Origin of the sequence: Streptomyces sp. NPDC052299 (assembly GCF_040679335.1) — a bacterium.
Taxonomy (GTDB): Bacteria; Actinomycetota; Actinomycetes; order Streptomycetales; family Streptomycetaceae; genus Streptomyces.
The window spans coordinates 70,741-93,545 of sequence record NZ_JBFAUP010000018.1 but is presented as its reverse complement, the minus strand read 5'-3'; the positions used below and the strand labels follow the sequence as shown (position 1 = coordinate 93,545).

The following is a 22,805-nucleotide window of genomic DNA, read 5'->3' as shown; positions in this document are numbered from 1 at the left end:
CGGGGAATTGGTGCGGCGCGCACAACATGGTCCAGACCAATCGGGTTGTCAAGACCTCTGGCAGCGTCAGCCCTCCTCACCGTTCGCCGGGCCGGCCGCCGCCTCGTGCATCGCGAGCTCCAGGAGCGTGGCGTCGGTGAGGGTGCCCGAGCCGTCGGGCGGGACGAGCCAGCGCACCTTTCCGGCCGCGCGGCCCGGGTGCGGAACGACGATCCAGGTGCCGCGCCCGGCTCCCCGGATGCCCGTGCCGACCCAGCGGGCGACGGTGCCCGGCGGGACGAAGAACCCCATCCGGGACTCGCCGAAGTCCGCGAGGACCGGCCCCGGCCGGTCGATGAGCCGGGTGAGCACGTCGAGCGTGGGATAGCCCAGCCGCCCCGGCAGGATCAGCACGTCCCAGCGCCGGCCGGCGGGCAGGAGCGCGATCCCCCGCGGATCGCGCTCCCAGTCCCACCGGCAGGCGACCGGGTCGGGTGCCGCCGACGCCAGCCACTCGACCGCTGCCCTGACCTCCGAGCCCTTCATGGCCCGCCTCCGTAGTCCGTGTCGCGCCGGCCGGACGGCGGGCGCGTTCACGGGAGAGAGCGGGCCCGGCCCGGTTCATGACGCGGGTTCGGCTACTCATTGGTAGTGATCCGGATCACGTGGGCCCGTTGTCAGTGGCGGGTGGCAGACTCCGGAGCATGGAACACATGGGGGACGTGCGCGGCGTCGAAGAACTGATCGAGCTGACCGGTCGCGGCGAGCGGGTGAAGTACCTGCACTTCTGGGGGCACCGGCCGCGCCCGGACGGCACCATCGGCGCGAGCTGCCTCAGCCAGTGGTGGCCCTCGCCGTTCACTGTCGACGGCGTGACCTACGCGTCGGCGGAGCACTGGATGATGGCCGGCAAGGCCCGGCTGTTCGGTGACGCCGAGGCGGCGGAGCGGGCGCTGGCGGCGAAGAGCCCCGCCGAGGCGAAGAAGACCGGCCGGCTGGTCCGGGGCTTCGACGACGCCGTCTGGGAACGTGAGCGGTACGGCCTGGTGGTGGCGGGCAGCGTGCACAAGTTCGGCCAGGACGCGGCGCTGGGCGCGTTCCTGCTCGGCACCGGAGACCGGGTGCTGGTGGAGGCGAGCCCTCTGGACCGGATCTGGGGCATCGGGCTCGCCGCGGACGACCCGCGCGCCCAGGACCCGGCACAGTGGCGCGGGCTCAATCTGCTGGGGTTCGCGCTGATGGCGGCCCGGGAGGAGCTGCGGGCCCGGTCCCTGTGAGACGGCTCGCGGGGCGGCGGAGGCGTCCTCCGCCGCCCCGCGAGCCGTGGTCCGGGTCCGCTCAGGCCCGTACGGAGAAGTGGCCCAGCGGCGGTTGCTCGCGCGCCTCGGCCACGAGGGAGACGGGCGCGGGCTCGTAGTCGGACCCGCTGTCCTCGTCATCGAACTTGTCGTTGGTCACGAGCCAGATGAAGAAGCCGAGGAAGGCGGCGCTGACGACGATCCCGACGGAGCCGAGGATGATCCCGGCCAGCGCCACTCCCCCGTTGTCGGCCTCGCCCCGCTGGGCGCGGCCGCGGCCGATGATGCCGAAGATCAGCGCGAGGACGCCCAGGATGATACCCACGCCGTACATGCAGAAGCCGGCCGTCGCGATGATGCCGAGCACCAGGGCGGCGATGCCCATCCCGTTGGCGGGCGCCGGGCCTCCCCAGGGGTTTCCGTAACCGGGGTAGCCCGGGTAGCCGTACTGCGGCGCCTGCCCCGCGGGATAGCCGAACTGCGAGGGCTGTGCGCCCGGACAGCCGTAGCCGGGGGTCTGCGGGCCGGGGTAGCCGTACTGCGGCTGGGCGCCCGGGAAGCCGTCCTGGGCCGGTGGTCCGGCCTGGCCGGGGCCGTTCGGCCCGACGGGGGGCGGGGACACGGCTCCGTGGGCTCCGGGCGTTCCGGGGGCGGCCCATCCGGCGGGCCCGGTCTGTGGTGTGCCGGCGCCGGGGGTCGGGACCGGTCCCGTGCCGGGGCCCGGCATGGAGGTGACCGTCCGCTGGTCGTGCACGGCGGGCGGTCGCGGGCCACCCGATATGCCGTCGGCGGGTATTCCGTCCCCGGGTCCGGCGCCGGCCGGGGCGTCGGGGCCGGGGCTCCCGGCGCCGGGCTTCTTGCCCAGGGGCACACGGCCGCCCGAAGGCACCGGGCGGTCCGAGGGCTCGGTGTCGCCCGGGGACGCCGGGCCGTCCGAGGGCTCGGGGCCGCCCGGAGGCGCCTGGTTGCCGCGGGGCGTGCGCCGCTCCGGCGGTGCCCAGGGATCGATCGGCGCGGCCCCGTCCGCGGGCTGACCTGTGTTGTCCGACATGGGCCTCCCCCATCGTGATGCGGTCATGCTACGGGCCCGTCCTACGATGACTCCCGTCCCCCGCCCCGGTCGCCCCACGACCGGGGCCCGTCACACTCCACGCCCACGGAGGCCCCGATGACCGACCTGCACCCCTTCATCGCGGGGCTGCCCAAGGCCGAGCTCCATGTCCACCACGTCGGTTCGGCCTCCCCCCGCATCGTCGCGGAGCTGGCCGCGCACCACCCCGACTCCAAGGTCCCCACCGCCCCCGAGGCGCTGGCCGACTACTTCACGTTCACCGACTTCGCCCACTTCATCGACGTCTACCTGTCGGTCGTGGACCTGATCCGCACCCCGGAGGACGTCCGGCTGCTGACGTACGAGGTCGCCCGGGACATGGCCCGGCAGAACATCCGGTACGCGGAGCTGACGGTCACCCCGTTCTCCTCGACCCGGCGCGGCATTCCCGAGCAGGGGTTCATGGAGGCGATCGAGGACGCCCGCAAGGCGGCGGAGCGGGAGCTCGGCGTCGTGCTGCGCTGGTGCTTCGACATCCCCGGTGAGGCCGGTCTGGAGGCCGCCGAGGAGACCACCCGGCTCGCGGTGGACCTGCGGCCCGAGGGGCTCGTGTCGTTCGGCCTCGGCGGCCCGGAGATCGGCGTGGACCGCCCGCAGTTCAAGCCGTACTTCGACCGGGCGATCGCCGAGGGCCTGCACTCGGTGCCGCACGCCGGGGAGACCACGGGCCCGCAGACCGTCTGGGACGCGCTGACCGAGCTGCGCGCCGAGCGCATCGGCCACGGCACCAGCTCGGTCGCCGACCCCAAGCTCCTCGACCACCTCGCCGAGCGGCGCATCGCCCTGGAGGTCTGCCCCACGTCCAACATCGCGACCCGGGCGGTGAAGGACATCGAGCAGCACCCGGTCCGCGAGATGGTCCAGGCCGGGGTGCTGGTCACGATCAACAGCGACGACCCGCCCATGTTCGGTACCGACCTCAACAACGAGTACGCGGTGGCCGCCCGCATCCTCGGCCTGGACGAACACGGCCTGGCCGCGCTCGCGAAGAACGCCGTCGAGGCGTCCTTCCTGGACCCGGCCGGCAAGCGGGCGCTGTCCGCCGAGATCGACACGTACACCGCCAACTGGGCGGCCCGCGCCGGACGGTGACGCACCGGCGGTGACAATGGCCGCATGCCCATCGCCACGCCTGTCACCGCCGTCGCGCACCGCGGCGATCCGTACCGCGCCCGCGAGAACACCCTCTCCTCGATCCGCTCCGCGCTCGAACGCGGGGCGGACGCGGTGGAGATCGACGTCCGGGTCACCCGGGACGGGGTGCCGGTCCTGCTGCACGACGCCACGCTGGACCGGCTGTGGGGCCACGACCTGCGGCTGGACCGGCTCGGCCACCAGGAGCTGACCGAACTGACGGCGGGCGGGGTGCCGACGCTGCGCGAGGCGCTGCTCGCCGTCGGCGCGCACCGCGTGATGATCGATCTCCCGGGCGCCACACCGGAGTCGGTGAAGCGCACGGTGGGCGTGGTGCGGGAGTGCGGGGCCGGCGAGCGCGTGTACTACTGCGCGGGGCCCGAGGCGATGCTGCGGGTGCGGGCGGCCGACCCGTCGGCGGAGATCGCGATGACGTGGACGACGCTCGCTCCGCCGCGCCCCGCGCTGCTCGACGCGGTCCGGCCGCGCTGGCTGAACTACCGGTTCGGGCTGGTCAGCCGGGAGCTGACGGACCGGAACCACCGCGACGGGCTGCTGGTCTCGGCCTGGACCGCCGACACCGGCCGGACGATGCGCCGGCTGCTCGGCCACGGCGTGGACTCCGTCACCACCAACCGGATCGACGTGCTGCGCAAGCTGATCGACCGCTACGGGGACCGGTGAGCCTTCCCCGTAGCGGACGGAGAACCCGGTCGGACGGTCACCGGCTCCCGCTCCAGGGCCTCCAGCGCCTCCAGGCGCTTGATCTGTCGGTGCACGATCAGCAGCGGGATCACCCCGAAGACGCCGAACGACATGTCGATGACGGACCACCAGAAGGGGATGTCGCGGATCGGGCCGCAGATCAGCGCGAGCGGGATGATCCCGGCGCAGGCGATCATGCCGAACTCGATGACCCAGATGTTGCGGACCGGGTCGCGGAAGGGCCCGTAGAAGGCGACCGCGATGACCAGATGGGCGAAGGCCAGCCAGTCGGTGCCGTACAGCACGAACGGATAGCGGGCGTCCGCCTCGTCGAGGCCGGTGCGGACGCGGGTGATCCACTCCAGCAGGCCGGGGAAGTGCTCGGGGACGGGAGAGGCCGAGGACTTCAGCAGATCCTCGGTCCACCGCAGTTCGTGGACGAGCGGGAAGGCGGTCAGCCCGCTCAGGACCAGACAGACGATGAAGACGACCAACCACACGCGTATGCGCCGCCGCAGGGCGTTTCGCTCGCTCATGTCCGCAGCGTACGCCCGCGTTTACCTGCTCTTTACGCCGCTCCGTCACAGGGCCGGAAGGCCCGCGGCCCCGTGCGAACCGGCTGGTCCGCACGGGGCCGCGGAGGGGTCGCTCAGCCCTCGATGGACGTCATCACGTGCTTGATGCGCGTGTAGTCCTCGAAGCCGTAGGCCGAGAGGTCCTTGCCGTAACCGGACTTCTTGAAGCCGCCGTGCGGCATCTCGGCGACCAGCGGGATGTGGGTGTTGATCCAGACGCAGCCGAAGTCCAGGTTCTTGGACATCCGCATGGCGCGCGCGTGGTCCTTGGTCCACACCGAGGAGGCCAGGGCGTACTCGACGCCGTTCGCCCACTCCACGGCCTGCGCCTCGTCGCGGAACGACTGGACGGTGATGACCGGGCCGAAGACCTCGTGCTGGATGATCTCGTCGTCCTGCTTCAGCCCGGAGACGACGGTCGGGGCGTAGAAGTAGCCCTTGTCACCGACCCGGTGACCGCCCGCCTCGACCCGGGCATGGGCGGGAAGGCGCTCGATGAAGCCGCTGACCTGGGCCAGCTGGTTGGCGTTGTTGAGCGGGCCGTAGAGCACGTCCTCGTCGTCCGGCAGGCCGGTCTTCGTGTCGGCGGCGGCCTTGGCGAGCGCGGTGACGAACTCGTCGTGGATGGACTCGTGGACCAGCACGCGCGTGGCGGCCGTGCAGTCCTGTCCGGCGTTGAAGTAGCCCGCGACCGAGATGTCCTCGACGGCCTTGGCGATGTCGGTGTCCTCGAAGACGACGACGGGCGCCTTGCCGCCGAGTTCCAGGTGGACCCGCTTGACGTCCTTGGCGGCCGACTCGGCGACCTGCATGCCGGCCCGCACCGAGCCGGTGATGGAGGCCATCGCCGGGGTCCGGTGCTCGACCATCGCGCGGCCGGTGTCGCGGTCGCCGCAGATGACGTTGAAGACGCCCTTGGGCAGGATCTGCCCGATGATCTCGGCGATCAGCACGGTCGAGGCGGGCGTCGTGTCGGACGGCTTGATGACGACGGTGTTGCCCGCGGCGAGCGCCGGGGCGAACTTCCAGACGGCCATCATCATCGGGTAGTTCCACGGCGCGACCTGCGCGCAGACGCCGACCGGCTCGCGCCGCACGATCGAGGTCAGCCCCTCCATGTACTCACCGGCCGAGCGCCCCTCCAGGAGCCGGGCGGCGCCCGCGAAGAAGCGGATCTGGTCCACCATCGGCGGGATCTCTTCGGTGCGGGTCAGCCCGATCGGCTTGCCGGTGTTCTCGGACTCGGCGGCGATGAGGTCCTCGGCCCGCTCCTCGAACGCGTCCGCGATCCTGAGCAGGGCGCGCTGGCGTTCGGCCGGCGTGGCGTCCCGCCAGGCGGGAAACGCGGCCGCGGCGGCGGCCATCGCGGCGTCGACGTCGGCGGGGCCGGAGAGCGGCGAGGTCGCGTAGACCTCCTCGGTCACCGGGTTGACCACGTCGATCGTCCGCCCGTCGGCGGCGTCCCGGAACTCCCCGTTGATGTAGTTGCGCAGACGGCGTACCTCGGCGGTCACGGCCACCCCTCCTCGTGTATGTCCAATGGGTGAGACGACCAGCGTAGTCGGGCGCCGTTGTGCTGTGCCGGGCAAGGCGTCTTCCACCTCCCGGAGCGGCTGGGATGCGGCCGATCGAGTGGCAAGAGACGGGCCCGGGCCGCGTGCTGTCCGCTCACCGCGATCCGAATCCTTACGGTGCCGAGTGACCGATCGGCCCCCTCTTCGTTCCCCCGTACGGGGGACGGGATATCTGATCTGAACCGAGGTGTACGCCATGGTGGCCCCGCCGGACAACGATGTGATCTGGGCGCGTTCCCTGCAGCACTCCCACAACGGCTCACCCGCGCTCGGCGGGGTCTCCCTGGGCATCCGCGACGGCGAGATCCTCGCGGTGACCGGTCCGCGCGGCAGCGGCAAGACGACACTGCTGCACTGCCTCTCCGGCCAGCTGGTGCCCGAGCAGGGCGAGGTCTGGTTCAACAGCGTGCCCGTGCACACGATGGGGCCGAGGCTGCGCGAGCGGCTGCGCCGCGACAAGTTCGGCTGGATCGCGCCCGAGCCGCAGCTCGTCCCGGAGCTGAACACCTGGGAGAACACCGCCCTGCCGCTCCTGCTGCGGGGCGCCTCGCACCGGGAGGCCCGGAAGGCCGCCATGGAGTGGCTGGAGCGCCTGGACATCGGCCCGTGCGCCAAGAAGCGCCCGCACACCCTCCAGCAGAGCCAGCGGCAGCGAATCGCCGTGGCCCGCGCGCTGGCCGCCGGGCCCTCGGTGATCTTCGCCGACGAGCCGACCGCGACGCTGCACCGCACGGACCGCACGCACGTCCTGCGGACCCTGACCAGCGCCGCCCGCTCGCACGGGATCACGGTGGTGCTCGCCACGCACGACGCCGAGATCGCCGCACTCGCCGACCGTGTCGTGCCCCTGCTCGACGGGCGCCGCGTCTCCACGGTCGGGCTGCCCGCCGAAGCCGATCCGGAGGGGCGCGCGGCGTGCTCGCTCTCCGTCTAGCCCGCGGTTCCCATCCGCTGGTCCTGATGCGGCGGCTGCTGGTCGCGGCCGCCTCCGCCGGGGTCGGCTTCCTTCTTCTGTGCACCCTCGGCTACACCGCCGCGCACCCGCACTCGGCGGGTGCGGTGCTGCGGCTGCTGTGGTGCTTCGTCCCGCTGGCGGCGACCGTGCAGTTCGCCGTCGCGGTGGCCCGTACGGACCCGAGCACCCGGCCGCGCGGCGGGCTGTCCGCCGTGGGCCTCGGCCCGGTGAAGCTCAGTGTGCTCGCCGCGGTCTCCACCGCCGTCTCGTGCACCCTCGGCTCCGCGGTGGCGCTGCTGTTCTTCCTCCATCTGCGCGGCGACCTGTCCGGGCTGCCGTTCGACGGTGCCGCCGCCGACCTGCTCGGCGCGGACGCGTCGCTGCCCGTCGCCGCCGTGCTGCTCCTGCTGGCCCTGGTGCCGGTGGCGGCCGCGACGGCCAGTGCGCTGGCGCTGCGCGGGCGGCCCGTGGGGGCGGCCCGCGAGACGGACGACGGGGGCGAACCGGTGCCCGCCGAGGAGGTCTCCGCCCCCGCCGCACCGCCGGGCGGGCTGCCCTGGGGGGTGGCCCTGACCGCCGCCGGTCTCGCCGTCGAGGCGTACGCGAGCCGGGGCACGGCCGGCAGCCCCTTCCCGCTCCCGGGCAAGCTGGACTCCACCCCGGCCGCGGTGCTCGTCGGCTGGACGCTCACGGCGATCGGCCTGGCCACGGCGGGCCCGGGGCTGACGTACCTGTGCGGCAAGCTGCTCCAGACGGTCCGGCCCGGGGCCGTACGCCTGCTGGCGGGCCGGGTCCTCATGGACGAGGCGCGCCGGATCGGCCGCCCGCTCGGCATCGTCTGCGCGGTCGTGTCGGCGGTCATCGCCGCCTTCGCGCTGTACGGGTCCGGGCCCCGGCCGTTCGGCCCGCTCACGGCCCTGGGCGCGGTGCTCGTCGTCGGCTGCACCACGGCGACGCTGCTGACCTCGGCGTTGGAAGCCCGCCAGGCGCGGGCCGAGACGGCCAGGGCGCTGTTGCGGCTCGGGGCCCCGGCCTCGGCGCTGCGCGCGGCGACGGCGTTGCGCGCGGTGGCGCTGCTGGTCCTCTTCGCCCCGCTCACCTGGGCGATCGCCGAACTGGCCGCGCTGCCGCTGACCCCCTGAGCGCGGCTCGACGCGACCAACGGACCGGCCGGGCCCCTCGCCCGGCCGGTTCCTCGCGTTTCCGGGCACCCGTCCGTATCGGATGAGCGTTTCGTAGCATGAGCCGCGTGGAGAGGCCGGACGAGCACCAGAGCGCCCATGGCGACGAGATCGAGTCACTGGCCGAGTTCGACGCTGCGGTGGCCGCCGGTTCGCTGGCCGGGCGCCGCGTGCAGTCGGTGGACCTGACGGAGCGGAGCGCGGAGCTGCTGGCCACGGACACCGCCGGGGCCGTGTTCCTCGGCTGCCCGATGGAGCCCGGCCCCGAGGAGAAGGTCAGGGCCGGCGGGGCCTTCGTCTTCCCGCCGGTCCCGGGCCTGCCCTTCAACCCGTACCGGGGCCTGCTCTACTCCCCCGACGCGCTCTACGAAGGTCTCGCGCGGGAGGGTTACGCGGCCACGCCGGACGCCCTCGCCCACGACTGGTTCCGGCGGACCCGGTCGGACGGGGACGCGTTCGCCTCGATGCTCCGGGCGCTCCACGACGACGCGATCTCGGACGCGCTGGAGGAGGTGCTCGCCGGGGCCCGGGTGGCCGGAGTGATGGGCGGCCACGCGACGCCCCGGGGCAGCGCGGGATACGCGGCGGCGGCCCGGCTCGGCAGGACCCTGGCCCGCCGCGGCCTCACCGTGGCGACCGGGGGCGGCCCGGGCGCGATGGAGGCGGCCAACCTGGGGGCGTACGCGGCGCCGCACGACGACGCGATGCTGGACGAGGCGTGCGCGGTGCTGGGCGCGGTGCCGTCCTTCACCCCGTCGGTCACCGACTGGGCGCGGGCCGCCTTCGCGGTACGGGAGCGCTGGCCCGGCGGCGGCGCGTCCGTGTCGATCCCGACCTGGTTCTACGGCCACGAGCCGCCGAATCCGTTCGCCGGGCACATCGCGAAGTACTTCACCAACGCGCTGCGCGAGGACGGGCTGCTGGCCCGGTCGAACGCGGGCGTGATCTTCCTGCCCGGCGCGGCCGGGACGGTCCAGGAGATCTTCGACAGCGTGACCCCGAACTACTACGAGTCACGCGGCGAACCCGTCCCGATGGTGCTGGTGGGCCACGACCACTGGACCCGCGAGCTTCCCGCCTGGCCCCTGCTGCGGACGCTGGCGTCCGGCCGGAGGATGGAGGCCCGCATCGCCCTGGTCGACACGGTGGAGGAGGCCCCGGAGGCGCTGGCGCGGCTGTCGGGGGCGTAACCGCGGCGTCCCGTGCGCGGCCCCTGCCGTTTGACCTTGACGCAGCGGCAGGGTTTCTACTGGCGGCATGCGAATCGGAGAGGTCGCCGCGCTCGTGGGGCTCACCACCCGGGCGATCCGGCACTACCACCACGTCGGGCTGCTCCCGGAACCGGAGCGGCGCCCCAACGGCTACCGGGCGTACGGCATCCGCGATGCCGTGCTCCTCGCCCGGGTGCGCCGCCTCACCGAACTCGGCCTCGGCCTCGACGAGGTGCGTGACGTCCTCGCCGATGACGCCGGGCGGGAGCTGGCCGAGGTGCTGGAGGAGCTGGACGCGGACCTGGCCCGCCAGGAGGAAGCCATCCGGGAGCGCCGTCGCCGCCTCGCCGCCCTGCTCGCCGAGCCGCCCGGCGCCACCGGTCCCGTCTCGCCCGCCCTCGCCGCGCTGCTGGCACAGGCCCCGGAGACCGATTCGCCGAGCGCGGCCAAGGACCGCGATTACCTCACGCTGATGGACGCGCCCGGCACCGGTGCCCAGGAGATCTTCGCGTTGTTCGAAACGCTGGTCACGGATCCCGCGGTCATCGGACTGTACGAGCGCCTGGACGAGCTCGCCGAGGCCCCGGCCGACGATCCGCGGATCGCCCCGCTGGCAGCCGATCTGATGGCGGCCGTCCCCGAGGAGCTGTTCGCCGCGATCCCCGCGGGCGGGGTGGTGGTGACCGGGCTCAAGGAGGCGATGCTCGCCGAGTACGCCCCCGCGCAGGCGGAGGTCGTGGGCCGGCTCATGGAGGCGTTCATGGCGAGGGGCCGGGGATGAGCGGCGTGCGGACGGCACGGGTCGCCGCAGCCGCCGTGCTGCCCGGGGAACTGGCCCTGGGGATCTGCCTGCTCGCCGGGGTCCGGCCGCCCGGGTGGGCCATGGCGGGCGTCGAGGCGCTGGTGCTCGCCGTGCTGCTCCTGGAGGCCCGGGTGCTGCGCTCGCTGTACGTCGAGGCGCGCGCGGGCGGCGCGGACCCCCGGGCGGCGCGGCGGGCCGCCGTGGAACGGGCGGTGCCGGTGGCGGTCCGCCGACTGGTCCGCCACGAGCTGCGCGCCCTCGCCTCCCTGGGGCGGTGGGTCCTGCGCCGCGCCCACGGTGTGCGCCCCGGGGATCTCGCCGTCGCGTACACCGGGCCGCAGACCGCGATGATGTACGGGCTGCTCTTCGTGACGGCCGTCGAGACGGTGGGCCTGGCCCTCCTCATCCCGTGGCCGGTGGTCCACCGGGTGTTCCTGGTGCTCGACCTGTACGGCGTCCTGCTCGTCCTGGCACTGCACGCCGCCTGCGTCACCCGGCCACACGTCGTGCGTCCCGACGGCTCTCTGCGCATCCGTTACGGAGCCCTGTTCGACCTCGTCGTGCCGCGGGACGCGGTCGCCTCGGCCCTGGTCGACCGGCGCTACCCGGAAGGCCGCCTGATCACCCTCTCCGACGACGGGGTCCTCGACCTGATCGTGGGCAGCCAGACGTCGGTGACCCTGAGGCTGAACCGGTCGCTCGCCTTCACCCGCCCGCTCGGCGCGACGCAATGGGCCCACACCATCCGCTTCCACGCCGACGACCCGCGCGCGCTGGTCCGGGCGGTCCGCCCGGCGGCCTGACCTCAGAACAGCGCCGGCAGCACCACGCACTCCGACGCGTCGAAGGTGACGCCCACGCGCTCGCCCTCCTCCGGTGTTCCGCGCAGCGAGCACTCCGCCTCCAGCACCGGACCGCGCTCGGGGCGCAGGGTCACGGCGACGTGGCTGCCCCGGAAGGTGCGTGCGTCCACGACGCAGCGCAGCCCCTTCTCCGGCCCGCCGATCCGGACCCCGGCCGCCCGCACCAGCAGATCGCACGCTCCCTGCGGTGAGCCCGCGGGCACCGGCACCTCGCCCCAGTCGGTGTCCGCCGCTTCCCCCTCGACGGTCGCCTCGACCACGTTGTCGAAGCCCAGGAACCGGGCCACGAAGGCGGAGGCGGGGCGCTGCCACACCTGCAACGGGGTGCCCACCTGGGCGACGCGGCCCTCGCGCATCACGACGACCCGGTCGGCCAGCGCGAACGCCTCGCCCTGGTCGTGGGTGACGGCGAGCACGGTGGTGCCGAGGCGGCCGAAGAGGGCGCGCAGCTCCACGACGAGCCGTTCGCGCAGGCTGCGGTCGAGCTGGCCGAGCGGCTCGTCGAGCATCAGCAGCCTGGGGCTGGGGGCGAGGGCCCGGGCCAGGGCGACGCGCTGCTGCTCGCCGCCGGAGAGCGCGGCGACGGCGCGGCGTTCGGCGCCGGGGAGGCCCACGAGGTCGAGGAGTTCGGCGACCCGGCGGTCCTGCTCGCCCCGGCCCACGCCGTGCATCCGCAGGCCGAAGGCGACGTTGGCGCCGACGTCCCGGTGCGGGAAGAGCTGGTGGTCCTGGAACATCAGGCCGAGGCCGCGCCGGTGGACCGGGATGCCGTCCTGGTCGGTCCCGTCGAGGAGGACCCGGCCGCCGTCCGGCTCCTGGAGGCCCGCGACCAGGCGCAGCAGGGTGGACTTGCCGCTGCCGCTCGGCCCGAGGACGCAGACGGTCTCGTGGTCGGCGACCTCCAGGTCGACCCCGTCGAGCGCGGCCCGGTCACCGAAGCGGACGGTGGCCGATTCGAGCGTCAGCATCTTTCAGAACTCCCCGGATCGGTCGGTGCGGATGCGTTCGAGCAGCAGCAGCGACACCGCGCACACGAGCATCAGTACGGTGCTGAGGGCCATGGCCTGCCCGTAGTTGAGGTCCCCGGACCGGCCGAGGAGCCGGGCCACGGCCACCGGCAGCGTCGGGTTGTCGGGCCGCGCGATGAACACGGTCGCGCCGAACTCCCCCAGCGACACGGCGAAGGCGAACCCGGCGGCGACCAGCAGCGCCCGCCGTACGAGGGGGAAGTCCACCTCGCGCCAGGCCCGCAGCGGCGAGGCCCCGAGCACCGCCGCCGCCTCGCGCAGCCGCGCGTCCACCGCTCGCAGCACCGGCAGCATGGTGCGTACGACGAAGGGCACGCCGACCAGCGCCTGGGCGAGCGGCACCAGGATCCAGGACGTACGGAGGTCCAGCGGCGGCTCGTCCAGGGTGATGAGGAAGCCGAAGCCCACGGTGACGGCGGAGACCCCGAGCGGCAGCATCAGCAGGGCGTCGAAGCCCCGGACGAGCCGGCCCGCCCGCCGGGTGAGCGCGGCGGCGGCGAGCCCTCCGACGACCAGGGCGATCACGGTCGCGACGAGGGCGTAGCGCAGCGAGTTCCCGATGGCCTCGACCGGCGCGACCAGGAACGTACCGCTGTTGGCGTCCGCCGAGGTCAACGCGCGGTAGTAGGCGAAACCGGAACCGCCCAGCGAGCGTTCCACGAGCACCGCGAGCGGCAGCAGGACCAGCAGCAGCACGCTCAGCAGGACCCCGGCGAGCAGCGTCCACTGCCCGGCCCCCCGCGGCCTGCGCGCGGTCATCGCCGGGTCGACCAGCTTCAGCGCGCGCTCCCTGCGGCGTACGGTCCAGGCGTGCACGGCGAGGATCGCGCCGACGGCGGCGAACTGCACGAGCGTCAGCACGGCGGCCGTGGGCAGGGCGAGCAGCTGCGCGGTCTGCCGGTAGATCTCCACCTCCAGCGTGGAGAAGCCGGGCCCGCCGAGGATCTGTACGACCCCGAAGGAGGTGAAGGTGAAGAGGAAGACCATCAGGGCGGCGGCGGCCACGGCCGGGGCGAGCGCGGGCAGCGTGACGCGCCGCCACGCGGTGAACCGGCTCGCGCCAAGGACCCGGGCGGCCTCCTCCTGGCGCGGGTCGAGCTGCGCCCAGAGCCCTCCGACGGTGCGGACGACGACCGCGTAGTTGAAGAAGACGTGCGCCAGCAGGATCGCCCACACCGTGGTGTCGAGCCGTACGCCCCACAACTCGTCCAGCAGCCCGCCGCGTCCGAGCAGCGCGAGGAAGGCGGTGCCCACGACCACGGTCGGCAGCACGAACGGCACCGTGACGACGGCCCGCAGGACCTGCTTGCCGGGGAAGTCGAACCGTGCGAAGACATAAGCGCCCGGCAGCGCGATCAGCAGGGTCAGCGCGGTCGAGGCGAGAGCCTGCCACAGCGTGAACCACAGGACGTCGCGGATCTCCGGCCGGGCCAGCACCTCGCCGAACCGGCCGAACTGCCAGACGCCGTCCGCCTTGAGCCCCCGGCCCACGATCGCGGCGACGGGATAGGCGAAGAACAGGGCGAAGAACGCGACCGGCACGGCCATCAGACCGAGCCGCACCGCGGCCCCGCGCCGGGCCCGGGCGCGTGCGGATCTCCCGCGCGCGCCCGGTCCGCGTACGGGAGTCTTCGCTACTTCACTACGAGCGAGGACCACGACTGGACCCACTGCTCACGGTTCTTGGCGATGGCGTCCGGGGCGACGGTCGCCGGCTTCTCGGCGGTGGCACCGAACTCCGTGAAGAGCTCGGGCACCTTCGCGTCCTTCGCGACCGGGCTGACGAACATGGTGAGCGGCATGTCCTCCTGGAACTTCTTCCCGATCAGGAAGTCCAGCAGGGCCTTGCCGCCCGCCTCGTTCTTCGCTCCGTCCAGCAGTCCGGCGAACTCGATCTGGCGGAAGCAGGTGCCGGTGGCGACCCCGGTCGGCGCGGTCTTCGGCCGCGGGTCCGCGTACAGCACCTCGACGGGCGGGCTGGAGGCGTAGCTGACGACGAGCGGGCGGTCGGCCTTGGCCTTCTTGCCGCCGGCCGAGCCGGAGAACTCCTCGTTGTACGCCTGCTCCCAGCCGTCCACGACCTTGACGCCGTTGTCCTTCAGCTTCTTCCAGTAGTCCTGGTAGCCGTCCTCGCCGAAGGTGGCGACGGTACCGAGGAGGAAGCCGAGGCCGGGCGAGGAGGTCGCGGCGTTCTCGGTGACGAGCAGGTCCTTGTACGCGGGCTTCGCCAGGTCGGCGAAGGTCTTCGGCGGCGCCAGCTTCTTGTCGGCGAAGTACTTCTTGTCGTAGTTGACGCAGATGTCGCCGGTGTCGACCGGGGTGACCCGGTGCTTGTCCGCGTCCAGCTGGAGGTCGGCCGGGACCCGGTCCAGGCCCTTGGCCTCGTACGGGGTGAACAGGCCGTTGTCCAGGGCCCGCGAGAGCAGGGTGTTGTCGACGCCGAAGAACACGTCGCCGCGCGGGGAGCCCTTGGTCAGGATCTCCTGGTTCAGGGCGGCGCCCGCGTCGCCGCTCTTGAGGACCTTGACGGTGTAGCCGGTCTCCCGGGTGAACTCCTTCAGCACGTCCTTGGAGGCGTTGAAGGAGTCGTGGCTGACGAGGGTGACGGTCCTGGAACCGGAGCCCTTGGTGGAACCGGAACCGGAAGCCGGGTCGTCGGAACTTCCGCAGCCGGCCAGCGCGGTGACGCCGAGCGCGGCGGCGACGGCCGCCGCCGCGGCCTTCTTGGTGGTGCTCATGTGTGATTCCTCCTGGAGTGACCAGGAAGAGACGCGGCCCCGCCCGCACACCGGCCGGAGCCGGAAGCGGGCAGGGCGCAACAGCTTGAGTATGGTCCGAACTTCCTACCCGGAATGACCCGGGCGAGGTTCAGAGGGTCTGCGGCCAACCTGTCCTTGGTGCCGCACTCTCAGCGCTGTGGCGCTCCCCTGTCGGAATATGCAGTTGATTTCGGCCCCAGGCTACACGGCCGTTTTCGGCCGGGGCCCCGGGCGTCCGGGGCCCCTTCCCCTCAGCGCTCGGAGGCCGCCAGCTGCCCGCAGGCGCCGTCGATCTCCTGGCCCCGGGTGTCGCGGACGGTGACCGGCACGCCGTGGCTCGCGATGGCCTCCACGAACGCCCGCTCGTCCTCGGGCCGTGAGGCGGTCCACTTGGAGCCGGGCGTCGGGTTCAGCGGGATGAGGTTGACGTGGACCCGCTTGCCCTTGAGGAGACGGCCCAGCAGGTCGCCGCGCCACGCCTGGTCGTTGATGTCGCGGATCAGGGCGTACTCGATGGAGACGCGGCGGCCCGACTTCTCCGCGTACTCCCACGCGGCGTCCAGCACCTCGCGCACCTTCCACCGGGTGTTCACCGGCACGAGGGTGTCGCGCAGCTCGTCGTCCGGGGCGTGCAGCGAGACGGCGAGGCGGCACTTGAACCCCTCGTCGGCGAACCGCAGCATCGCGGGCACCAGGCCGACGGTGGAGACGGTGATCCCGCGCTGCGAGAGGCCGAGCCCGTCCGGCTCCGGGTCGGTCAGCCGGCGGATCGCTCCGACGACGCGGTTGTAGTTGGCCAGCGGCTCGCCCATGCCCATGAACACGATGTTGGAGAGCCGGGCGGGGCCGCCGGGGACCTCGCCGTCGCGCAGGGCCCGCATGCCGTCCACGATCTGGTGGACGATCTCCGCGGTGGAGAGGTTGCGGTCGAGACCGGCCTGTCCGGTCGCGCAGAACGGGCAGTTCATCCCGCAGCCGGCCTGCGAGGAGATGCACATCGTGACCCGCTCCGGGTAGCGCATCAGGACGGACTCGACGAGCGTCCCGTCGTGCAGCTTCCAGAGGGTCTTGCGGGTGGTGTCGTCGTCGCAGCTGATGTGCCGCACGACGGACATCAGGTCGGGGAACATCGCCTCGGCGAGCTTGTCCCGCGATCCGGCCGGGATGTTCGTCCACTCGGCCGGGTCGTGCGCGTACCGCGCGAAGTAGTGCTGCGAGAGCTGCTGGGCGCGGAACGGCTTCTCGCCGATCGCGGCGACGGCCTCCCTGCGCTCGGCGGGCGTGAGGTCGGCGAGGTGCCGCGGCGGCTTCTTGGCTCCGCGGGGCGCGACGAAAGTGAGTTCTCCGGGCTTAGGCATGGTTCTTCCAGTGTCGCAGACGGAACGGCGAAGGCCCGCCGCCCTGTGGACGACGGGCCTTCGCACGGAAAACCGCAGGCCGGAGCCGGTCAGCCGGAGCCGACGAACAGCACGAGCAGCAGCCAGACCACCGGGGCGGTCGGCAGCAGGGAGTCCAGCCGGTCCATGATTCCGCCGTGGCCGGGCAGCAGCGTGCCCATGTCCTTGATGCCGAGGTCCCGCTTGATCATGGACTCGCCCAGGTCCCCCAGGGTGGCGCTGGCCGCGACCGCGAGGCCCAGCAGCAGCCCCTGCCACCAGGAACCGTCGTCGACCAGGAACTGCATGCACAGCGCACCGGCCACCATGGCGAAGGCGACCGCCCCGAACAGGCCCTCACGGGTCTTGCCGGGGCTGATGCGCGGAGCCAGCTTGTGCTTGCCGAACCGCCAGCCGACCGCGTACGCCCCCGTGTCGCTGACCACGGTCAGCAGCAGGAAGGTCAGCACCCGCTGCGGCCCGTCGTCGGCGGTCAGGAGCAGGGCGACGAAGGTGGCCAGGAAAGGCACGTAGAACGCGGCGAAGATGCCCGCGGTGACGTCCCTGAGATAGTCCTCGGGCGGCTGCGCCATCCGCCACACGAGCACCGCCAGAGCGGTCAGGGCCATGGCGATCCAGGCACCCTCGGCCCCACGCGCGTACCCGGCGACGACCATGGCGGCGCCCCCGACGGCGAGCGGTACGAGGGGCGCCTTGATGCCCTTGCGCTCCTCCAGCCGGGAGGTGAGCTCCCAGAGGCCGACCACGACGGCGAGCACGATGACGCCGACGAAGACCTCCTTGACGACGAAGAGCGAGACGACGACCAGCGCTCCGAGCCCCAGGCCGACCCCTATGGCGGCGCCCAGGTCCCGGCCCGCGCGCTTCTTCTGCGGCGGCGGGGGCGGGGGCGGCGGGGCGGTCGGCATGGGCTCCTGCGGCTTCTCGTCGCGGAACAGGGGGCCGCCGCTCAGGCGTCCGGCCCCCTGGTCCCGGTGATCACGGTCTTCAGCGTCTCTACCTGCGTCGGGAACGTCCGGCACGATGGGCATGGGCCGAGTCTGCTGGGCGTCGTGCACATCGTAGGCAGGACCCGCCGCAGCACCCTGCATCTCCGGCGCGACCCGGTGGCCGGCGCCCTGCGGAGCGCCCCAGGAAGAGTCGTTCATCAGACTTCGAGCAGCTCGGCTTCCTTGTGCTTCAGCAGCTCGTCCACCTGCGCGACGTACTTCGCGGTGGTGTCGTCGAGCTCCTTCTCGGCGCGGCGCACCTCGTCCTCGCCGGACTCCTTGTCCTTGACCAGCTTGTCGAGGGCTTCCTTGGCCTTGCGGCGGACGGCCCGGATCGAGATCTTGGAGTCCTCGGCCTTGGTCTTCGCGACCTTGATGTAGTCGCGGCGACGCTCCTCGGTCAGCTCGGGGAAGTTGACCCGGATGATGTTGCCGTCGTTGCTCGGGTTGACGCCGAGGTCCGAGTCGCGGATGGCCTGCTCGATGTTGCGCAGCGCGGTCTTGTCGAACGGCGTCACGACGGCCATACGGGGCTCGGGCACCGAGAAAGAGGCCAGCTGGTTGATCGGGGTCGGCGCACCGTAGTAGTCGGCGACGATCTTGTTGAACATCGCCGGGTGCGCACGGCCGGTGCGGATCGCGGCGAAGTCCTCTTTCGCGACGACGACGGCCTTCTCCATCTTCTCCTCGGCCTCGAGGAGGGTTTCTTCGATCACCACGTGCTCCTGCGTGTCTTGAACGGGCCCGGCGGGCCCGGCGGGTCCTGCGTCGCGTTCTCACCTGCACGGTGTCCGACCGGCAGGCCGTTGTCCATCTTCCGGGGCGGTCCCGCGCCCCTGTTCCACCGGGCCTCACCGGTGGACGCGCCGGTGGTCAGGCGCGGGTGTCCTGGTCGCTCACGAGCGTGCCGATCTTCTCACCCTTGACGGCGCGGGCGATATTGCCCGCGGCGGTGAGCTCGAAGACGAGGATCGGGAGCTCGTTGTCACGGCAGAGCGTGATGGCGGTGGCGTCGGCGACCTTGAGGTCGCGGGCGAGCACCTCGCTGTACTCCAGCGCGTCGAACTTCACCGCGGCGGGGTTGGTCTTCGGGTCGGAGTCGTAGACCCCGTCCACGCCGTTCTTCCCCATGAGCAGCGCCTCGGCGTCGATCTCCAGGGCCCGCTGGGCGGCGGTGGTGTCGGTGGAGAAGTACGGCATGCCCATGCCCGCGCCGAAGATCACGACGCGGCCCTTCTCCAGGTGCCGCACGGCGCGCAGCGGGATGTACGGCTCCGCGACCTGGCCCATGGTGATGGCGGTCTGGACGCGCGAGTCGATGCCCTCCTTCTCCAGGAAGTCCTGGAGGGCGAGGCAGTTCATCACGGTGCCGAGCATGCCCATGTAGTCGGAGCGCGCCCGGTCCATGCCCCGCTGCTGGAGCTCGGCGCCGCGGAAGAAGTTGCCGCCGCCGATCACGACCGCGATCTCCGCGCCGTCCCGGACGACCGCGGCGATCTCCCGGGCGATGGCGTGCACGACATCGGGGTCGACACCGAGGCCCCCGCCGCCGGCGAACGCCTCTCCGGACAGCTTCAGCATGAAGCGTCCGCGCACCTTGCCGTCCTCGCGCTTGTCGTCGTCTTTGGCGGCGTCCGCGCCCTTGTTCATGGGGATTCTCCTCGTGCACATACGAAGAAGGCCATTGCCGGTGGGTCTGGTGTCCCTTGCGGCAATGGCCTCCTCGTCAGATCTGCGGTCGTACGGCGGTGTGCGGCCGTCGACTGCACCAGACCCTACCGGGTCCGCCGTTTTTCGCGGACGGACTCAGATGCCGACCTTGATGCGCGTGAAGCGCTTCAGGGTGACACCGGCCTCGTCCAGAACCTTCTGGACCGACTTCTTGTTGTCCAGCGCGTACGGCTGGCCGAGGAGGGTGGCCTCCTTGAAGAAGCCGTTGACGCGACCCTCGACGATCTTCGGGAGCGCGGCCTCGGGCTTGCCCTCGGCGCGGGTGGTCTCCTCGGCGACGCGGCGCTCGGCCTCGACGACCTCGGCCGGGACGTCCTCGCGGGAGAGGTACTTCGGCGCGAAGGCGGCGATGTGCTGGGCGAGGCCCTTGGCCAGGTCGGCGTCGGCCTTGTCCAGCTCGACCATGACACCGATCTGCGGGGGCAGGTCGGGCATGGTGCGGTGCATGTAGACCGAGACGAAGGCACCCTGGAACTGCGCGAAGCGGTCCAGGACGATCTTCTCGCCGAGGTTGGCGTTGGCCTCGTCCACGTACGCCTGGACGGTCTTGCCGGGCTCGATCTCGGAGGCGAGCAGCGCCTCGATGTCGGCCGGGGAGGTCGCGGCGACGTGCGCGGCGAGGGCGTTGGCGACGGCCTGGAACTTGTCGCCCTTGGCGACGAAGTCGGTCTCGCACTTCAGCTCGACCAGAACGCCGGAGGTCTTGTCCTCGGAGACGAGGGAGACGACCGCGCCGTTCTCGGCGGAACGGCCCTCGCGCTTGGCGACGCCCTTCTGGCCCTTGATGCGCAGCGCCTCGACGGCGCCGTCGACGTTGCCGTCGGCCTCGTCGAGCGCCTTCTTGCAGTCCATCATGCCGGCGCCGGTGAGCTCACGGAGCTTCTTGACGTCAGCGGCGGTGTAGTTCGCCATGAGTCTGTGTTCTCTCTCGAAGTCTGAAAGATCTACGGGTGGACGGCGGGGGCGGTGCCAGTGCACCGGCCCCCGCCGTCTTCAGCCGTGACGGGTGTCAGGCCTGCTCGGCGTCCGCGGCCGGGGTCTCGGCCTGCTCGGCGGCGATGGCGGCCGGCTTCGCGTCGGCGTCGGCGTCCTTCTCGGTCTCGGCGGAGGACTGAACCTCGGCGTCGGCCTTCTTGTCGCCCTCGAGCAGGTCACGCTCCCACTCGGCGAGGGGCTCGCCGGCGGCCTTCTCGCCCGGCTTCGAGTCGCCGGTGGCGGCGCCGGAGCGGGCGATGAGGCCCTCGGCGACGGCGTCGGCGATCACGCGGGTGAGCAGGGTGACGGAGCGGATCGCGTCGTCGTTGCCCGGAATCTTGTAGTCGACCTCGTCGGGGTCGCAGTTGGTGTCGAGGATCGCGACGACCGGGATGTGGAGCTTGCGCGCCTCACCGACGGCGATGTGCTCCTTCTTGGTGTCGACGACCCAGACGGCGCTCGGCACCTTCTGCATCTCGCGGATACCACCGAGGGTCTTCTCCAGCTTGGCCTTCTCGCGGGAGAGGACCAGGAGCTCCTTCTTGGTGAGGCCGGAGGCGGCCACGTCCTCGAAGTCGATGAGCTCCAGCTCCTTCAGGCGCTGGAGGCGCTTGTAGACGGTGGAGAAGTTGGTGAGCATGCCACCGAGCCAGCGCTGGTTGACGTACGGCATGCCGACGCGCGTCGCCTGCTCGGCGATGGCCTCCTGGGCCTGCTTCTTCGTACCCACGAACATGATGGAGCCGCCGTGCGCGACGGTCTCCTTGACGAACTCGTAGGCGCGGTCGATGTACGACAGCGACTGGAGCAGGTCGATGATGTAGATGCCGTTGCGCTCGGTGAAGATGAAGCGCTTCATCTTCGGGTTCCAGCGACGGGTCTGGTGACCGAAGTGGACGCCGCTTTCCAGCAGCTCCCGCATCGTGACGACGGCCATGGCCGTACTCCTTGGTTTTCTCGGTTGTCGCGGCAGCAGGATTGCTGTCGCGCCTGACGCCCCGGCGCGCCGTGCCGCAAGGGACCGAGGGGCGCGGCCACCTCCGCTGAACGGGTGGTGGCGGGGCGTGCGAAGTCGACCCGGTGACCCGGGTCGCCTGAAGAAGTGTACGGGACCGTCCGGGTCCCGGGTGACGGCGCTGTCCACAACCGGCCGGTAGTCCACAGATCCGGCTCATGATCCCTACGCGGGCGGGGCCCGGGGGGACGGTGGTGCCATGCGAATCACATGCGAACGGGTGCGGTGGTGGGTGCCCTGGGCCGTCGTGCTCGCCGCGCTGACGGCGTGGGGCGGGTGGCCGGGCACCGCGGTGGCGGCCGGGAGCTTCCCCCTGGCCCAAGAGGACGGCCCCGGCGGCGGGGAACGGGTCTGGCCACTGGCGGGGCGGCCTTCGGTGGTACGGGGATGGGAGCCGCCCGCCGGTCCCTACGGGCCGGGCCACCGGGGCGTGGACCTGGCCGCCGCGCCGGGCACCGAGGTGCGGGCCGCCGCCGCGGGCCGGGTCTCGTTCGCGGGAACGGTCGCCGGGCGCGGGGTGGTCTCCGTCGAGCTCGCGGGGACGGGCGACCCACCGCTGCGGACGACGTACGAGCCGGTGCGCCCGCTGGTCGCGGAGGGCGACGAGGTCACGGCGGGCCAGGCGGTGGCCGTACTGGAGGCGGGGCCGTTCCACTGCGCGGCGGGCTGCCTGCACTGGGGGCTGCGCCGGGGAGAGGCGTATCTGGACCCGCTGTCGCTGCTGCCGCCGGCCCTGCTGCGGCGCGGCCCTTCGCGGTTGCTGCCGGTGTACGGCGTGCCGCTGCCGGAGCCGCCGGAGACCGGGACGCCGATCGGGCGCGGGGCGTCCGCCCCCGCCCTGCTGGTGGTGCTCGCCGCGCCGTGGTGGTGGTCGCGGCCGTCGCGGCGGGGTCAGTCGCGCGCGGCGGCGCCCCGGACGCCGTCGAGGATCATGGCGACGGCGGTGTCGGCGATGACCCCGGGCTCCTCCGCCACGGTCAGCTCGATGCGCCGGACGGCGGCGTCCACGGAGCCCTGGAGCAGCATGGCCGCGAGGCGGGGCTCCGCGTGGCCGAGGTCACCGAGCGCCTCCACGATCATGGCGACGAGCCCGCCGTGCGCGGCCCGGATCTTCTCGCGCGCGCCCGCGTCCAGTTCGCTGGCGGAGATCGCGACCACGGCCCGGTGGCGCCGGTCCCCGACCAGGTCGAGCTGGCGCCGGACGTACGCCTCGATCTTCCCCTCGGGCGTCCCCGCCCGCTCCATCGCGCTCTCCACCTCGGCCGCCCAGACGGGGAAGTCGACGGCGCAGAGCTCCTCGACTACGGCGGCGCGGGAGCGGAAGTATTCGTAGACGGAGGACCGGGCGAGGCCCGTGCGTTCCGCGAGGGCGGGGAAGGTCAGCGCTTCCGTGCCCCCCTCGGACAGCAGGGAGCGCGCTGCGTCCAGGAGGGCGCCGCGCTGCATGGTCCGGTGCTCGGCCACGGAGGCCGCTCGAATCCTGGGCACGCCTCCACTCTACGGCGACCGCCGCCGAGAGGTAC

Annotated in this window: 22 protein-coding genes, 1 pseudogene and 1 riboswitch; of the genes and pseudogenes, 9 read left to right on the top strand and 14 right to left on the bottom strand. The window is 72.6% G+C overall.

Features of this window, described 5'->3' with window-relative positions:
* Positions 1 to 66 precede the first annotated feature (66 nt).
* Positions 67 to 525: a hypothetical protein gene (locus tag AB0L33_RS27330; protein ID WP_365685644.1), complete on the bottom strand. Its 459-nt coding sequence runs from the start codon at positions 523 to 525 to the stop codon at positions 67 to 69.
* A 167-nt stretch (positions 526 to 692) separates the two neighbouring features.
* Between AB0L33_RS27330 and AB0L33_RS27325 the strand changes: the two genes are divergently transcribed.
* Positions 693 to 1,256 carry an NADAR family protein gene (locus AB0L33_RS27325; protein ID WP_365685713.1) on the top strand — a complete coding sequence of 188 codons (564 nt, stop codon included), beginning with the start codon at positions 693 to 695 and terminating at the stop codon, positions 1,254 to 1,256.
* Positions 1,257 to 1,317: 61 nt separating this feature from the next.
* Here the strand turns inward: AB0L33_RS27325 and AB0L33_RS27320 are convergent, their stop codons facing one another.
* Positions 1,318 to 2,148, bottom strand: a complete 831-nt coding sequence (locus tag AB0L33_RS27320) for a DUF4190 domain-containing protein (protein ID WP_365685712.1) — start codon at positions 2,146 to 2,148, stop codon at positions 1,318 to 1,320.
* Positions 2,149 to 2,445: 297 nt separating this feature from the next.
* On the opposite strand from AB0L33_RS27320, the gene AB0L33_RS27315 reads away from it, so the two are divergent.
* Positions 2,446 to 3,480, top strand: coding sequence for an adenosine deaminase (locus tag AB0L33_RS27315; protein WP_365685643.1), 1,035 nt, complete (start codon positions 2,446 to 2,448; stop codon positions 3,478 to 3,480).
* A 24-nt stretch (positions 3,481 to 3,504) separates the two neighbouring features.
* Positions 3,505 to 4,206, top strand: a complete 702-nt coding sequence (locus AB0L33_RS27310) for a glycerophosphodiester phosphodiesterase (RefSeq protein WP_365685642.1) — start codon at positions 3,505 to 3,507, stop codon at positions 4,204 to 4,206.
* Here the strand turns inward: AB0L33_RS27310 and AB0L33_RS27305 are convergent.
* Both AB0L33_RS27305 and AB0L33_RS27300 read right to left on the bottom strand, forming a co-directional pair.
* Positions 4,191 to 4,763: a hypothetical protein gene (locus AB0L33_RS27305; protein ID WP_365685640.1), complete on the bottom strand. Its 573-nt coding sequence runs from the start codon at positions 4,761 to 4,763 to the stop codon at positions 4,191 to 4,193. The two genes, AB0L33_RS27310 and AB0L33_RS27305, sit on opposite strands and share 16 nt — an antisense overlap.
* Before the next feature lie 113 nt (positions 4,764 to 4,876).
* The gene (locus AB0L33_RS27300; protein ID WP_365685639.1) at positions 4,877 to 6,316 is read right to left on the bottom strand and encodes a gamma-aminobutyraldehyde dehydrogenase; all 1,440 of its coding nucleotides are present in this window, start codon (positions 6,314 to 6,316) and stop codon (positions 4,877 to 4,879) included.
* 256 nt (positions 6,317 to 6,572) lie between these two features.
* On the opposite strand from AB0L33_RS27300, the gene AB0L33_RS27295 reads away from it, so the two are divergent.
* From AB0L33_RS27295 to AB0L33_RS27275, 5 genes are all read left to right on the top strand, one after another.
* Complete coding sequence (locus tag AB0L33_RS27295; protein WP_365685637.1) at positions 6,573 to 7,310, top strand: ATP-binding cassette domain-containing protein; 738 nt, start codon at positions 6,573 to 6,575, stop codon at positions 7,308 to 7,310.
* Positions 7,292 to 8,473 carry a hypothetical protein gene (locus AB0L33_RS27290; RefSeq protein WP_365685635.1) on the top strand — a complete coding sequence of 394 codons (1,182 nt, stop codon included), beginning with the start codon at positions 7,292 to 7,294 and terminating at the stop codon, positions 8,471 to 8,473. Before AB0L33_RS27295 ends, AB0L33_RS27290 begins: the two co-directional genes overlap by 19 nt.
* A 98-nt stretch (positions 8,474 to 8,571) precedes the next feature.
* Positions 8,572 to 9,702, top strand: a complete 1,131-nt coding sequence (locus tag AB0L33_RS27285) for an LOG family protein (protein WP_365685633.1) — start codon at positions 8,572 to 8,574, stop codon at positions 9,700 to 9,702.
* Between the two features lie 67 nt (positions 9,703 to 9,769).
* Positions 9,770 to 10,504, top strand: coding sequence for a MerR family transcriptional regulator (locus tag AB0L33_RS27280; protein WP_365685632.1), 735 nt, complete (start codon positions 9,770 to 9,772; stop codon positions 10,502 to 10,504).
* The gene (locus tag AB0L33_RS27275; RefSeq protein WP_365685631.1) at positions 10,501 to 11,328 is read left to right on the top strand and encodes a hypothetical protein; all 828 of its coding nucleotides are present in this window, start codon (positions 10,501 to 10,503) and stop codon (positions 11,326 to 11,328) included. The genes AB0L33_RS27280 and AB0L33_RS27275 overlap by 4 nt, the downstream gene beginning before the upstream one ends.
* A 2-nt stretch (positions 11,329 to 11,330) precedes the next feature.
* Here the strand turns inward: AB0L33_RS27275 and AB0L33_RS27270 are convergent, their stop codons facing one another.
* The 9 genes from AB0L33_RS27270 to rpsB all read right to left on the bottom strand — a co-directional run bounded on the left by AB0L33_RS27270 (position 11,331) and on the right by rpsB (position 21,204).
* Positions 11,331 to 12,356, bottom strand: coding sequence for an ABC transporter ATP-binding protein (locus tag AB0L33_RS27270; RefSeq protein WP_365685629.1), 1,026 nt, complete (start codon positions 12,354 to 12,356; stop codon positions 11,331 to 11,333).
* Between the two features lie 3 nt (positions 12,357 to 12,359).
* Positions 12,360 to 13,964, bottom strand: coding sequence for an iron ABC transporter permease (locus AB0L33_RS27265; protein ID WP_365685711.1), 1,605 nt, complete (start codon positions 13,962 to 13,964; stop codon positions 12,360 to 12,362).
* 86 nt (positions 13,965 to 14,050) lie between these two features.
* Positions 14,051 to 15,154: a thiamine ABC transporter substrate-binding protein gene (locus tag AB0L33_RS27260; RefSeq protein ID WP_365685627.1), complete on the bottom strand. Its 1,104-nt coding sequence runs from the start codon at positions 15,152 to 15,154 to the stop codon at positions 14,051 to 14,053.
* An 84-nt stretch (positions 15,155 to 15,238) separates the two neighbouring features.
* A riboswitch (TPP riboswitch) is annotated at positions 15,239 to 15,355 on the bottom strand.
* A gap of 71 nt (positions 15,356 to 15,426) precedes the next feature.
* A complete protein-coding gene (rlmN, locus tag AB0L33_RS27255; protein ID WP_143625978.1) occupies positions 15,427 to 16,533 on the bottom strand; it encodes a 23S rRNA (adenine(2503)-C(2))-methyltransferase RlmN in 1,107 nt (368 codons plus the stop codon).
* Between the two features lie 89 nt (positions 16,534 to 16,622).
* Positions 16,623 to 17,720 carry a phosphatidate cytidylyltransferase gene (locus AB0L33_RS27250; RefSeq protein WP_365685625.1) on the bottom strand — a complete coding sequence of 366 codons (1,098 nt, stop codon included), beginning with the start codon at positions 17,718 to 17,720 and terminating at the stop codon, positions 16,623 to 16,625.
* Positions 17,720 to 18,277, bottom strand: coding sequence for a ribosome recycling factor (frr, locus tag AB0L33_RS27245; RefSeq protein ID WP_018102371.1), 558 nt, complete (start codon positions 18,275 to 18,277; stop codon positions 17,720 to 17,722). Before frr ends, AB0L33_RS27250 begins: the two co-directional genes overlap by 1 nt.
* Before the next feature lie 157 nt (positions 18,278 to 18,434).
* The gene (gene pyrH / locus AB0L33_RS27240) at positions 18,435 to 19,211 is read right to left on the bottom strand and encodes a UMP kinase (RefSeq protein WP_018102372.1); all 777 of its coding nucleotides are present in this window, start codon (positions 19,209 to 19,211) and stop codon (positions 18,435 to 18,437) included.
* Between the two features lie 156 nt (positions 19,212 to 19,367).
* The gene (gene tsf / locus AB0L33_RS27235) at positions 19,368 to 20,204 is read right to left on the bottom strand and encodes a translation elongation factor Ts (protein ID WP_143625982.1); all 837 of its coding nucleotides are present in this window, start codon (positions 20,202 to 20,204) and stop codon (positions 19,368 to 19,370) included.
* 97 nt (positions 20,205 to 20,301) lie between these two features.
* Complete coding sequence (gene rpsB, locus AB0L33_RS27230) at positions 20,302 to 21,204, bottom strand: 30S ribosomal protein S2 (protein WP_365685624.1); 903 nt, start codon at positions 21,202 to 21,204, stop codon at positions 20,302 to 20,304.
* A 418-nt stretch (positions 21,205 to 21,622) separates the two neighbouring features.
* Here rpsB and AB0L33_RS27225 point away from each other — a divergent pair.
* Positions 21,623 to 22,069: pseudogene (locus AB0L33_RS27225) on the top strand (M23 family metallopeptidase); the annotation flags it as partial.
* Positions 22,070 to 22,173: 104 nt separating this feature from the next.
* Here the strand turns inward: AB0L33_RS27225 and AB0L33_RS27220 are convergent.
* Positions 22,174 to 22,746: a helix-turn-helix domain-containing protein gene (locus AB0L33_RS27220; RefSeq protein WP_365685710.1), complete on the bottom strand. Its 573-nt coding sequence runs from the start codon at positions 22,744 to 22,746 to the stop codon at positions 22,174 to 22,176.
* Between the last annotated feature and the right edge of the window lie 59 nt (positions 22,747 to 22,805).